Genomic DNA, 12,055 nt, shown 5'->3' on the forward strand with positions numbered 1-12,055 from the left:
ACCCCCCTTGAGGAGTCGCAGCATGCTCGTCCGCACCCGTCTCAGACTCGCCGGGGCGCTCGCCGCCGCCCTCGTCGCCGCAGGCGTCGCGAGCGGCCCCGCCGCCCAGGCCGGGGAACAGCACCACAAGGCGACACTCGCCGACCTCGCCCAACGGCATGGGCGTTACTTCGGCAGCGCCACCGACAACCCCGAACTCACCGACGCCCCCTACACGAAGATCCTCGGCCACGAGTTCGACATGATCACGCCGGGCAACGGGATGAAGTGGTACGCCACCGAACCCCAGCAGGGCGTCTTCGACTTCACCGCCGGCGACGAGATCGTGAACCTTGCCCGGGCCAACCACCAGAGGGTGCGCGGCCACACCCTCGTCTGGCACAGCCAGCTCCCGGACTGGCTGACCGGCAAGGAGTGGACGGCGGCCGAGCTGCGGGCCGTCCTCAAGAACCACATCCAGACCGAAGTCCGGCACTACCGGGGCAAGTTGTACGCCTGGGACGTCGTCAACGAGGCGTTCAACGAGGACGGCACCTACCGCGAGACGATCTTCTACAAGACCCTCGGCCCCGGCTACATCGCCGACGCGCTGCGCTGGGCCCGGCAGGCCGACCCGCGCGTCAAGCTGTACCTCAACGACTACAACATCGAGGCCGTCGGCCCCAAGAGCGACGCCTACTACAAGCTCGCCAAGGAGCTGAAGGCACAGGGCGTGCCGCTCGACGGGATCGGCCTCCAGGCGCACCTGGCCCTCCAGTACGGCTATCCGACGACCCTGGAGGACAACCTCCGCCGCTTCTCCCGGCTGGGGCTCGACACCGCGCTCACCGAGGTCGACGTGCGGATGTTCGTGCCCGCGACCGAGGAGAAACTCGCCCAACAGGCCCAGTGGTACGCCGACATGACCGACGCGTGCCTGTCGGTGCGGCGGTGCGTGGGCATCACGATCTGGGACTACACGGACAAGTACTCGTGGATCCCGGCCGTCTTCCCCGGTGAAGGGGCCGCTCTCCCCTGGGATGAGCAACTCAAGCCGAAACCCGCCTACTTCGCGCTCCGGAACGCGCTCAAGTAGGAGGGTTTCAGGGGCGGGCTGGTGGTGCGGTGCTGGACCGCACCACCAGTTCCGTGCCCAACTCGACGCGCGGCGAGTCGGGATGCTCGTCGTGCGCCAGGCGCAGGGCCGTACGGACGGCCAACTTGCCCATGTCGGCGAGGGGTTGGCGGACGGTCGTCAACGGCGGGGCGGACCAGCGGACTTCGGGGAGGTCGTCGAAGCCGACGACACTCATGTCCTGCGGGACGCGCAGGCCCCGCTGGCGCAGCGCCTCCACCGCGCCGAGCGCCATCCGGTCGCTCGTCGCGAACAGGGCCGTCGGCGGGTCCGGGAGGTCCAGGAGGGTGCCCGTGCCCCGGAAGCCCGACGCGGACTGGAAGTCGCCGGGCACGACGAGGGAGTCGTCCACCGGGACGCCCGCCGCCTCCAGCGCCGCGCGGTAGCCGTCGTAGCGGGCGCGGGAGCACAGGAGTCTCGGGGGGCCCGCGATCAGGCCGATCCTGCGGTGGCCCAGGGCCAGCAGGTGCTCCGTCGCGGCGAGGCCGCCGGACCAGTTGGCGGCACCGATCACCGGGACGCCGTCCGCGTACGTGCCCGTCGGGTCGACGACCACCAGGGGGACGCCGAGGATCCTCAACTCCTCGTGCAGCGTGGGTTCCAGGTCCGACGTGACCAGGATGACGCCGCCCGAGGCGCGGGCCCTCAGGTTGCGCATCCACTCGCGGGCGTCGCCGGTGCGGCCGTGGATCGCCGAGACGACCGTGCCGACGCCGGCCGCGTGCGCGACCTCCTCGACGCCGCGGATGATCTCCACCGCCCAGGGGCTGCCGAGGTCGTTGAAGACGAGGTCCAGGAGGGCGGGGCTGCGGGCCGGGGCGGTCGGGGGGCGCTTGCGGTAGCCGTGCAGACGCAGGAGTTCCTCCACGCGGGCCCGGGTGGCGGGGGAGACGTCCGAGCGGCCGTTGACGACGCGGGAGACGGTGGGGACGGAGACGCCTGCGCGGCGGGCGATCTCGGTGATGGTGATTTTGGCGGGGGGTGCGGGGGCGGGGGGTGTGGGAGTGAGGGGCGTGGGGGTGGAGGGGGTGGTGCCGGGGGGCGCGGTGTGGGGTGTCGCGGTGTGGGATGGGGCGGCGGGTTGTGCTGCGGGGGTGTGCCCATCGAAGTCGTGCCCATCGAGGCCGTGCGCTTTGACGCTGTGCGCCTCGGTGTGCTGTGCCTCGGTGTCCTGTGGTGCCATGTGCCCGCCTCTGCTTCCGGTACCCGAGCCGAAACTTCCAGGAGTCTTCCGGAAAAACGGCGGGGAGGGGAGGGGTTTTGGGCGGGGAGGGGCGAGAAGTGGCGGTGGGCATGTGTCAGGGCCGGGACACGGGTGTGTCGCCGGCCCTGGAAGTGCCCTGGTCCGCTGCTCTGTTCTCAGGCCACCGCCACGATTCGGCCCGGGCCCAGCGGGCGGTGCGGGTCGATCACGCTGCCGTCCGGCAGCAGCTCACCGGTGTCCTCGAACAGCAGGACGCCGTTGCACAGCAGGCTCCAGCCTTGTTCCGGGTGGTGCGCCACCAGGCGGGCGCAGTCCCGGGCGGTGGAGTCGGCTGGCGGACACGGTGGCTGGTGCTGGCACATGGAAGGGATCTTTCGCTCTGTCGTGACGGATGAAGTGACCGGTGCGATGTGTGGATCGTGTGTCATGTCGTTCTCGCGGCGCGAAGCGTCGTTCATGGCCGCCCCCGTTGTGATAAGTCGGTCGGAACCCAGTGTTGCTCTACGGGCGTGGATCCGCAGGGATTTCGCGGTACCGCTACTCACAGGTTCATGACGCGTCACTCGCACGGGCGGTTCAGTCCCGCCGCCCGGTCACTTCGGATGGTTCGGGCTGGTCACAACGGGCTAGTCCGACAGGATGACGTCACGCCGGGGAGCTCAACAGGGGCGCCGGCGTGACCCGGTGGGTGAGCGCCGGGAGCAACTCCGCGACCCGGTGCGGGCGGTGGGCCGCGATGCCGGGCGGGGCCGGGGCCAGCGGGATCAGGACGTCCGCCGGGGCGGGGTGCCCGGTCGTGCCGTCGGACGCGCAGTCGCCGTGCAGCCAGAGCGTCAGCATGTACAGGCCGGGGACGGACAACAGGCGTGCCTGGACGGCGAGTTCGGTGGACTCCGCCTGGCGCAGGGCGCGTTCCGTCGAGTCGATGTACGGGCCCTCGAAGAAGTGCGAGAACGTCCAGCCGTCCGCCGTGAGACGGGTCTCCGCCGCGGCCACGGCCCGCTCCTGGCAGCGGATCAGGAACCGCCAGCCGGCCAGCCGGGTCTCGGGCACGCCCTCGGCGCTGATCCGGTCCAGCACGTGCAGCGGGAGCGGGAGTTCGGGTACCGCCTGACCCTCGGCGGTCCTCAGGGACGGGGTACGGGCCTCACGGACGGCCGTCGGGGAGCCGAGGGCGGTGAGGACGGAGCGCAGGGCGGGCGCGGGTGCCGGGGGGACATGCAGCGGCATGGTGGGTCGCCTCTCTCATTCGACAGGCAGGGGTGACGCGAGGGCGGGGGCGGACGGCGCTGTCAGCTCTCGGATTCGGGGCGGTGCGGTCGGAGAGGCGGTGCCGTGGCCGGTGTACCGGGGTGCGTGCGATCTGTCGTCCGCGGCCTGAACGGCAGTTCCTTCGGCCGGGTTCCCGCCTTCTCCGCCTGCCGCGGAGTTTATACGACGGGTGTTCGGAGTGGGTTTCGGCTACCCGATCCCTTTCCCTGTCGCAAGTATCTATTCGGTCGGCGATACGACTGAATCATCCCGATTCAGAGCATCCTCACCGGCGTCCACCTGGGAAAGTCTCCGCCCCGCGGTCGGCGTATTTCCGTCGGTGTTTTTCACGAGCAGCCGAGTTCCGGAAAAAGATTTCCGCGTCACGCTTCGTCGAATGTGTCGGCGGTCACTTATGGGGTGCTTACGAGGGGCTGGGCCCAGCCTAGCGGGCCCCGGACGGCGCCGGGGGCGTTATCGATCGTTCCGCTGGGCATCATCCTTCCTGACCCGGGACGACCCCCGGCGGCCGGGAGACCGGGCCGCCAGCCGAGGAGGGACGCTTCGTATGGGCGAGAAGGTCGTGGCTGGCGCGTTCGACCTGTCCGATCGGCAGCACTACCGCGACAAGCTCCGGCAGTGCCTCGCGGGGCTGGAGCGACTGCTGGCCGAACAGCGCTTCGACCGCCCCAAGAACCTCATGGGGCTGGAGATCGAACTGAATCTCGCGGGTGCCGACGGCGCGCCGAGAATGTTGAACGGGCAGGTACTCGAACGTATCGCGAGCCGTGATTTCCAAACAGAACTCGCCAGGTTCAATCTGGAGGTCAACATAGCTCCACACCGGCTCGGCGGGCGGGTATTCGACCAGCTCGCCGAGGAACTCCGTACCTCCCTGGCATATGCGCACCGTAAGGCCCGGGAAGTCGACGCCGGAATCGTGATGATCGGGATTCTGCCCACCCTCGGGGCCGAGGACCTCGTCTCCGCGAACCTCTCCGAGGTCGACCGGTACGCCCTCCTCAACGATCAGATCGTCGCCGCCCGCGGCGAGGACTTCACCCTCGACATCGACGGCGTCGAGCGGCTCTCCTGCACCGCCAAGTCCATCACCCCCGAGGCCGCCTGCACCTCCGTACAGCTCCATCTCCAGGTCACGCCCGGGCGGTTCGCCGATGTCTGGAACGCCGCGCAGGCCGTCGCCGCCGTCCAGGTCGCCGTCGGGGCCAACTCGCCGTTCCTCTTCGGGCGGGAGCTGTGGCGGGAGTCGCGGCCCCCGCTCTTCCTCCAGTCCACCGACACCCGGCCCCCCGAGCTGCAAGCCCAAGGGGTGCGGCCCCGGACCTGGTTCGGGGAGCGGTGGGTCTCCTCCGCGTACGAGCTGTTCGAGGAGAATCTCCGGTTCTTCCCGGCGCTTCTTCCGATCTGCGACGAGGAGGAGCCGCTCGGGGTCATCGAGGCCGGGGGGACGCCCAAGCTCGCCGAACTCGTCCTGCACAACGGGACCGTCTACCGGTGGAACCGGCCCGTCTACGGGGTCGCCGACGGGGTTCCTCATCTGCGCGTCGAGAACCGGGTACTGCCCGCCGGGCCCACCATCACCGATGTGCTGGCCAACGCCGCGTTCTACTACGGCGTCGTGCGGGCCCTCGCCGAGGAGTCCCGGCCCGTGTGGACGCGGCTGCCTTTCGAGGCCGCCGCCGCGAACTTCGACGCCGCGTGCCGGTACGGGATCGAGGCGCGGGTGCTGTGGCCTCGGCGGGGGCGGCTCGGTGGGGTGGGGGAGGTGGACGTGGTGAGCCTTGTGCGGGACGAGTTGTTGCCGTTGGCCGCGGCTGGGCTCGACGCGTGGGGGGTGGAGGCCGTGGACCGGGACTTCTACCTCGGGGTGATCGAGGAGCGGTGCCGGCTGCGGGTCAATGGGGCTACGTGGCAGGTGGATACGTTTCATCGGGCGCTGGAGGCGGGGGTGTCGCGGGGGGAGGCGTTGGCGGCCACCACCCGGCGGTACGGGGAGTTGATGCGGGCGGGGGAGCCTGTGCATCTGTGGCCTGTGGGGGTGGGGGAGGTCGCGGCGTTGGGGTGACGTGAGGTTTTTCGCCCCCGCCGCCCCTACCCATCCCATCCTGAAGGGGCTCCGCCCCTTCGACCCCAGCCGGGGGCTCCGCCCCCTGGCCCCCAGGGGTTCGTGGTCTGGTGCGGGTGCTTCGTGGTTGCTCGCGCAGTTCCTCGCGCCCCTAAAAGCGTCTGGTGTGGGCGCGTCATGACATCTGTCCCCGCGTTCCTCGCGCGCGGAGGCCTGTTCCGGCTGGGGGAGGATGTAGGTCCGGACAGGAAGTGGGTGGGTGCGTGGTGTCTTCTGTGGCTGAGGAGCAGCCTTGGGGGCGGGGGTCTCGGCGCGGGCTGCGGGATGAGACCTTGTTGGTGCTGGGGGTTTCCCTGGGGGCCAGTGGGGTTTCTGCGTTGATCAGTTTTGTGGGGTCTGTCACCAAGCCTGGGGGGCTCAAGGATCAGACGGCGACGCTTAACGGGTCTGCTGCTCCTGGGCGGCCCTGGCTGGATCTCGCCTGGCAGTTGTTCGGGATCGGGACGGCGCTGGTGCCTGTGGCGCTGGTGGCTCATTTTCTGGTGCGGGAGCGGGTCTCCTTGCGGGCGCTCGGGTTCGATCGGACTCGGCCCTGGCCGGATCTGGGGCGGGGGGCTGCCATTGCCGCTGTGATCGGGAGCAGTGGGATCGCGTTCTATCTGGCGGCTCGGGGGCTGGGGTTCAATCTGACCGTCGTGCCCGAGGCGTTGCCCGACGTGTGGTGGAAGTATCCGGTTCTGGTGCTGTCCGCTCTTCAGAACGCGATCCTCGAAGAGGTCATCGTCGTGGGGTATCTGCTGCGGCGGCTGGGGCAGTTGGGGTGGAGTCCGGTTGCGGCGCTCGTCGGCAGTTCTGTGTTGCGGGGGTCCTATCACCTCTATCAGGGGATCGGGGGATTCATCGGGAACATGGTGATGGGGGTGGTGTTCGTCTATCTGTACCGGCGGTGGGGGCGGGTGGGGCCGCTCGTCGTCGCGCATTCGCTGCTCGATATCGGCGCTTTCGTGGGGTACGCCCTCCTCGCCGGGAAAGTCGGCTGGTTGCCGACCGCCTGAGTCAGGCGAGGAGTTCGCCCTCGATGACCGTGACCGCGCGGCCGGTCAGGAGGGTGCGGTTGCCGCGCAGGGAGGTGCGGACCCGGCCGGAGCGCGGGGACGCCTGGAGGCCGGTGAGGTCGGGGGTGCCGAGGCGCTGGGACCAGAAGGGGGCCAGCGCGGTGTGGGCGCTGCCCGTCACCGGGTCCTCGTCGATGCCGACGTTGGGGAAGAAGCAGCGGGAGACGAAGTCGTAGCCGAGGGCGGGGTCCTCGGCGCGGGCGGTGGCGATGACGCCGCGCGCGGAGTAGGCGGCGAGGGCCTTGAGGTCGGGGCGCAGGGCGTGGACGGTCTTCTCGTCGGGCAGCTCCACGAGCAGGTCGCCCACGTTCTCACCCGTGTCGTACGCGGACAGCGGCTGCGCGCCGAGCGCCTCCGCGACGCCGTCCGGGAGGTCGACCTGCGTCAGCGGGGCCGTCGGGAAGTCGAGGGTGATCGAGCCGTCGGCGGCGGGGGTGGCGGTGAGGATGCCGCTGAGGGTCCTGAAGCGTACGAGGCCCTCGTGGGCGCCGGTCGTGTGCAGAACGTGCGCGGTCGCCAGGGTGGCGTGGCCGCACATCGCGACCTCCGTGGCGGGGGTGAACCAGCGCAGGGCCCAGTCCGCCTCGGGGTCGTCCGGCGTCGGGTGGGTGAACGCCGTCTCCGCGTGGTTGACCTCCAGGGCGATGTTCTGGAGGCGGTCGTCGTCGGGGTAGGAGTCCAGGAGCAGGACGCCCGCCGGGTTCCCGGAGAACGGGCGGTCGGTGAAGGCGTCCACGATTCTGATCCGCATGGACGTGACAGTAGGGGGTGGCGGAGACGGGGCGCCAAGGCCAATCCGGGAAAATTGGACGGGTGCGAGGGAACTGGCGTATGGGGTCGGACGTTGTCGTGGTCACAGGGGCCGGCGGGTTCGTCGGGACGGCGGCCGTGCGGGAGTTGCTGGCTCGGGGAGCGCGGGTCCGGGCGGTGGTGAGACGGGTTCCGGAGGAGGTGGTGGAGGGCGTCGAGTGGGTGACCGGTGATCTGACCGAGCCCGGTGCGGTGTCGGGAGTGTGCGAGGGCGCGCGGGCCGTCGTCCATCTCGCCTCGTACATCGGGGGCGACGAGGCGATGTGCCGGGCCGTGAACGTCGACGGGACCCGGGCCGTGATGGCCGAGGCCCGGCGGGGCGGGGTGCGGCGGGTGGTGCATCTGTCGACCGCCGCCGTGTACGGGGCCGGGCCGCACAGCGGGATCGAGGTCGGCGAGGTCGTCGCCGAGCCGGTGTCGGCGGTGAGCCGGAGCCGGCTGGCCGGGGAGGGGTTCGCGTTGGAGGCGGGAGGTGTGGTGCTGCGGCCGGGGCTGGTGCTGGGGGAGGGGGACCGGTGGGTGGTGCCGGGGCTGCGGGAGCTGGTGGCCCGGGTGCCGGGGGTGTGGGACGGGGGCAGGGCCCTGCTGTCCGTCGTCGACGTGGCCGACCTCGGGCGGCTGATCGCCTCGCTGGCGCTGGCGGAGGGTGCGGTGCCCGGTGGGGTGTACCACGCGAGCCATCCCGTGCCGGTGCGGATCGGGGAGCTGATCGCCGGGCTCGTGGCGCGCGGGGAGCTGCCGCCGGTGCCCGAGGTGGAGTGGAGCTGGGAGGAGTGTCTGGAGCGGTTCAGGGCGAGTGAAGGGCGGGCCAGTGAGCGGCAGTTCGCGCTCGTGGGGCGGGACCACTGGTATGTGAGCGAGGAGGTGTGGCGGATTGCCGGGTGCGAGCCGAGGGGGCGGGGGTGGTGATGTGAGGGCCCTGATCCTCGTACGTGGTGCTGCTCGGCGTACGGGGATCAGGGGGTGCTCAGGCGCTGACGTACTCCGCGAGGTGTTCGGCCGTCAGGGTCGTGCGGGCGGTGATCAGGGCGGACGGGGTGCCCTCGAAGACGATCGTGCCGCCGTCGTGGCCGGCGCCGGGGCCGAGGTCGATGATCCAGTCGGCGTGGGCCATGACGGCCTGGTGGTGCTCGATGACGATGACGGACTTGCCGGAGTCGACCAGGCGGTCGAGGAGGGCGAGGAGCTGTTCGACGTCGGCGAGGTGGAGGCCGGCCGTCGGCTCGTCGAGGACGTAGACGCCGCCCTTGTCGGACATGTGGGTGGCCAGCTTGAGGCGCTGGCGTTCGCCGCCCGAGAGGGTGGTGAGGGGCTGGCCGAGGGTGAGGTAGCCGAGGCCGACGTCCGCGAGGTGGCCCAGGATGCGGCTCGCGGCGGGAGTCTTCGCCTCGCCCGTCGAGAAGAACTCCGCCGCCTCGGCGACCGGCATCGCCAGGACCTCGCTGATGTCCTTGCCGCCGAGGTGGTAGTCGAGGACGGCCGGCTGGAACCGCTTGCCCTCGCAGTCGTCGCAGGGCGTGGCGACGCCCGCCATCATCGCGAGGTCGGTGTAGACGACGCCCGCGCCGTTGCAGGTCGGGCAGGCGCCCTCCGAGTTGGCGCTGAACAGGGCCGGTTTGACGCCGTTGGCCTTGGCGAACGCCTTGCGGACGGGCTCCAGGAGGCCCGTGTACGTCGCCGGGTTGCTGCGGCGGGAGCCCTTGATCGGGGTCTGGTCGACCGAGACGACGCCGGCCGCGCGCGGGATGGAGCCGTGGATCAGGGAGCTCTTGCCGGAGCCCGCGACGCCGGTGACGACCGTCAGGACGCCGAGGGGGACGTCCACGTCGACGTTGCGCAGGTTGTGCCGCGTCGCGCCCCGGATCTCCAGCTTGCCGGTGGGCTCGCGGACCTCGTCCTTCAGCTTCGCCCGGTCGTCCAGGTGGCGGCCCGTGAGGGTGTCCGTCGCGCGCAGGCCCTCGACCGTGCCCTCGTAGCAGACCGTGCCGCCCGCCGTGCCGGCGCCCGGGCCGAGGTCCACGACGTGGTCGGCGATCGCGATGACCTCCGGCTTGTGCTCCACCACCAGCACCGTGTTGCCCTTGTCGCGCAGGCGCAGCAGGAGGTCGTTCATCCGGCGGATGTCGTGCGGGTGCAGGCCCGTCGTCGGCTCGTCGAAGACGTACGTCACGTCCGTGAGCGACGAGCCCAGGTGGCGGATCATCTTCACGCGCTGGGCCTCGCCGCCGGACAGTGTGCCCGAGGGGCGGTCCAGGGAGAGGTAGCCGAGGCCGATCTCGTTGAACGAGTCCAGAGTCTGGCCGAGCGCGGCCAGGAGCGGGGCCACGGAGGGGTCGTCCAGCTTGCGGACCCACTCCGCGAGGTCGCTGATCTGCATCTGGCAGGCGTCCGCGATGCTGATGCCGCCGATCTTCGAGGAGCGGGCCGCCTCCGTCAGGCGGGTGCCCTCGCAGTCCGGGCAGGTCGTGAACGTGATCGCGCGGTCCACGAACTCCCTGATGTGCGGCTGCATCGCCTCGCGGTCCTTCGCGAGCATCGACTTCTGGATCCGGGGGACCAGGCCCTCGTACGTCATGTTGATGCCCGCGATCTTCATGCGGGTCGGCTCCAGGTACAGGAACGCGTGCCGTTCCTTCTTCGTGAAGCGCTTGATCGGCTTGCCCGCGTCGTACAGGCCCGACTCCGCGTACAGGCGGTGGCCCCAGCCGCCCGTCTTGTAGCCGGGGACCAGGAGCGCGCCGTCGTCGAGGGACTTCTCCTCGTCGAAGAGCTGCGTCAGGTCGAAGTCCGTGACCGAGCCCCGGCCCTCGCAGCGGGGGCACATGCCGCCCTGGATGCTGAACGAGCGGCGCTCCTTCACGGTCTGGCCGCCCCGCTCGATCGTCACCGCGCCCGCGCCGCTGATCGAGGCGACGTTGAACGAGAACGCCTTCGCCGGGCCGATGTGCGGGGTGCCGAGGCGGCTGAAGAGGATCCTCAGCATCGCGTTGACGTCCGTGACCGTGCCCACGGTCGATCTCGGGTCCGCGCCCAGGCGCTGCTGGTCGACGATGATCGCCGTGGTCAGGCCCTCCAGGACGTCCACGTCGGGGCGGGCGTTGTTGGGCATGAAGCCCTGGACGAACGCGCTGTACGTCTCGTTGATCAGCCGCTGCGACTCCGCCGCCACCGTCCCGAACACCAGCGAGCTCTTCCCCGAGCCCGAGACGCCGGTGAACACCGTCAGCCTCCGCTTCGGGATCTCCACGCTGACGTCCCGCAGGTTGTTCACCCGCGCGCCGTGCACCCGGATCAGGTCGTGGCTGTCGGCGGCGTGCGGCTTCGTCATCGCGGCTCCTCGTGTGGGCGGGGTTGAGGCCAGGCTAGGTGGGGGAAGGGGGTGCGCGCTTCTCGATTCCTGACCGGTGGGGAGCGGGGTCGGCCGGCTTATGGGAACCGGTGCTCAGCTCGTTCCGGCTTCGAGCCGGAAGTGCCAGACGACCGCCAGCGGGGAGCCGTTCAGGGCTGTGGTGGCGGCTTGCGGGGTCCAGTCGAGGAGGTCCCAGGTCATGTGGGTGGGGAGTGGGGGCGCGGTCGGGGGGAGGGGGCGGTGCGGGCGGGCGGGCTCTTCGCAGTGGTGGGGGTGGAGGCCCAGGGGGAGGGCCGCGGTGAGGTAGGCGCTCAGGGAGCGGTGGTGTTCCTTCAGGAGGGACGGCGGGGCGGTGGGGGTGGTGTGGCGGGGGAGGGTGGGGCTCAGGTACGGGACCAGGGGGTGGGCGTCCGAGAGGATCAGGTGGCCGCCGGGGCGCAGGACGCGGGTGAACTCCGTCAGGACGGGGGTCAGGTCGGGGACGTGGGTCAGGGCCAGGGCGCAGACGACCGTGTCGATCGTGTCGTCGGCGATCGGGAGGCGGTGCAGGTCGGCCTGGTGGAAGGTGACGTCCGGCAGGCGTTCTCGGGCCAGGGCGAGCATCTCCGGTGAGGCGTCGACGCCCGTCACCTCGTGGCCCAGCTCGTGCAGGTAGGCGGTGTGGCGGCCGGTGCCGCAGGCCGCGTCCAGGGCCGTGCCGACGGGGAGGGCGTCCAGGAGACGCCGGACGACGGGCTGTTCGACCTCGATCATCTGGTTGCCGGGAGCGTCGTAGTGCGGCGCCCAGGAGCGGTACACGTCGGCCGTGCTGATCGCGTCGTCCGCCGCTGTCACGCCCTCGGCGAGGGCGGGGGTGTCCAGCAGGGTGCGGATCTCGGCGATGCGGGCCTCGACGAATTCCCGGTCGGCGGTTCGCTCGCGCAGAGCGCGCAGGAGGGCGGCGCCTTCTATGCCCAGCAGGTAGGCCAGGGGGCTCAGGTAGGTCACCTCTGGGACGGTACGGACAGGGGTGCGGGGGCTCCAGCGGGTTTTCGCGAGCGGATTTCCGGGCGAGGGTTGTCAGGCGATCGGTTCCGATATATCGTTGGCGTATCGCGATCGGTTGAAGAAGATCGCCGGTCCGGAA

Annotated in this window: 10 protein-coding genes; 4 read left to right on the plus strand and 6 right to left on the minus strand. The window is 70.7% G+C overall.

Features of this window, described 5'->3' with window-relative positions; translation table 11 throughout:
- Nucleotides 1–22: 22 nt before the first annotated feature.
- A complete protein-coding gene (locus PV682_RS02295; RefSeq protein WP_055719127.1) occupies nucleotides 23–1,075 on the plus strand; it encodes an endo-1,4-beta-xylanase in 1,053 nt (350 codons plus the stop codon).
- 7 nt (nucleotides 1,076–1,082) lie between these two features.
- Here PV682_RS02295 and PV682_RS02300 read toward each other — a convergent pair whose 3' ends face one another.
- The 3 genes from PV682_RS02300 to PV682_RS02310 all read right to left on the minus strand — a co-directional run bounded on the left by PV682_RS02300 (nucleotide 1,083) and on the right by PV682_RS02310 (nucleotide 3,548).
- Nucleotides 1,083–2,297, minus strand: a complete 1,215-nt coding sequence (locus PV682_RS02300; protein WP_319723394.1) for a LacI family DNA-binding transcriptional regulator — start codon at nucleotides 2,295–2,297, stop codon at nucleotides 1,083–1,085.
- Nucleotides 2,298–2,473: 176 nt separating this feature from the next.
- Nucleotides 2,474–2,680: a DUF5999 family protein gene (locus PV682_RS02305; RefSeq protein WP_055725395.1), complete on the minus strand. Its 207-nt coding sequence runs from the start codon at nucleotides 2,678–2,680 to the stop codon at nucleotides 2,474–2,476.
- A 283-nt stretch (nucleotides 2,681–2,963) separates the two neighbouring features.
- Nucleotides 2,964–3,548, minus strand: a complete 585-nt coding sequence (locus tag PV682_RS02310) for a hypothetical protein (protein ID WP_319723396.1) — start codon at nucleotides 3,546–3,548, stop codon at nucleotides 2,964–2,966.
- A gap of 589 nt (nucleotides 3,549–4,137) precedes the next feature.
- Here PV682_RS02310 and PV682_RS02315 point away from each other — a divergent pair.
- Nucleotides 4,138–5,655 carry a glutamate--cysteine ligase gene (locus tag PV682_RS02315; RefSeq protein ID WP_319723398.1) on the plus strand — a complete coding sequence of 506 codons (1,518 nt, stop codon included), beginning with the start codon at nucleotides 4,138–4,140 and terminating at the stop codon, nucleotides 5,653–5,655.
- Between the two features lie 266 nt (nucleotides 5,656–5,921).
- A complete protein-coding gene (locus PV682_RS02320; RefSeq protein WP_319724176.1) occupies nucleotides 5,922–6,710 on the plus strand; it encodes a CPBP family intramembrane glutamic endopeptidase in 789 nt (262 codons plus the stop codon).
- Between the two features lies 1 nt (nucleotide 6,711).
- Here PV682_RS02320 and PV682_RS02325 read toward each other — a convergent pair whose 3' ends face one another.
- Complete coding sequence (locus PV682_RS02325) at nucleotides 6,712–7,521, minus strand: PhzF family phenazine biosynthesis protein (RefSeq protein WP_319723400.1); 810 nt, start codon at nucleotides 7,519–7,521, stop codon at nucleotides 6,712–6,714.
- Nucleotides 7,522–7,601: 80 nt separating this feature from the next.
- On the opposite strand from PV682_RS02325, the gene PV682_RS02330 reads away from it, so the two are divergent.
- Nucleotides 7,602–8,489, plus strand: coding sequence for an NAD-dependent epimerase/dehydratase family protein (locus PV682_RS02330; protein ID WP_319723402.1), 888 nt, complete (start codon nucleotides 7,602–7,604; stop codon nucleotides 8,487–8,489).
- A gap of 58 nt (nucleotides 8,490–8,547) precedes the next feature.
- Here the strand turns inward: PV682_RS02330 and PV682_RS02335 are convergent, their stop codons facing one another.
- Together PV682_RS02335 and PV682_RS02340 are read right to left on the minus strand one after the other, a co-directional pair.
- Nucleotides 8,548–10,908 carry an excinuclease ABC subunit UvrA gene (locus tag PV682_RS02335; protein WP_319723404.1) on the minus strand — a complete coding sequence of 787 codons (2,361 nt, stop codon included), beginning with the start codon at nucleotides 10,906–10,908 and terminating at the stop codon, nucleotides 8,548–8,550.
- A gap of 114 nt (nucleotides 10,909–11,022) precedes the next feature.
- Nucleotides 11,023–11,916, minus strand: a complete 894-nt coding sequence (locus PV682_RS02340) for a class I SAM-dependent methyltransferase (RefSeq protein ID WP_319723406.1) — start codon at nucleotides 11,914–11,916, stop codon at nucleotides 11,023–11,025.
- Nucleotides 11,917–12,055: the final 139 nt, after the last annotated feature.

Origin of the sequence: Streptomyces niveiscabiei, assembly GCF_033794345.1 — a bacterium.
Classification (GTDB): Bacteria; Actinomycetota; Actinomycetes; order Streptomycetales; family Streptomycetaceae; genus Streptomyces; species Streptomyces niveiscabiei.

Coding starts and splice junctions, on each gene's coding strand:
- PV682_RS02295 (WP_055719127.1), top strand. CDS start 23: ATGCTCGTCCGCACCCGTCTCAGACTCGCCGGGGCGCTCGCCGCCGCC.
- PV682_RS02300 (WP_319723394.1), bottom strand. CDS start 2,297: ATGGCACCACAGGACACCGAGGCACAGCACACCGAGGCGCACAGCGTC.
- PV682_RS02305 (WP_055725395.1), bottom strand. CDS start 2,680: ATGTGCCAGCACCAGCCACCGTGTCCGCCAGCCGACTCCACCGCCCGG.
- PV682_RS02310 (WP_319723396.1), bottom strand. CDS start 3,548: ATGCCGCTGCATGTCCCCCCGGCACCCGCGCCCGCCCTGCGCTCCGTC.
- PV682_RS02315 (WP_319723398.1), top strand. CDS start 4,138: ATGGGCGAGAAGGTCGTGGCTGGCGCGTTCGACCTGTCCGATCGGCAG.
- PV682_RS02325 (WP_319723400.1), bottom strand. CDS start 7,521: ATGCGGATCAGAATCGTGGACGCCTTCACCGACCGCCCGTTCTCCGGG.
- PV682_RS02330 (WP_319723402.1), top strand. CDS start 7,602: ATGGGGTCGGACGTTGTCGTGGTCACAGGGGCCGGCGGGTTCGTCGGG.
- PV682_RS02335 (WP_319723404.1), bottom strand. CDS start 10,908: ATGACGAAGCCGCACGCCGCCGACAGCCACGACCTGATCCGGGTGCAC.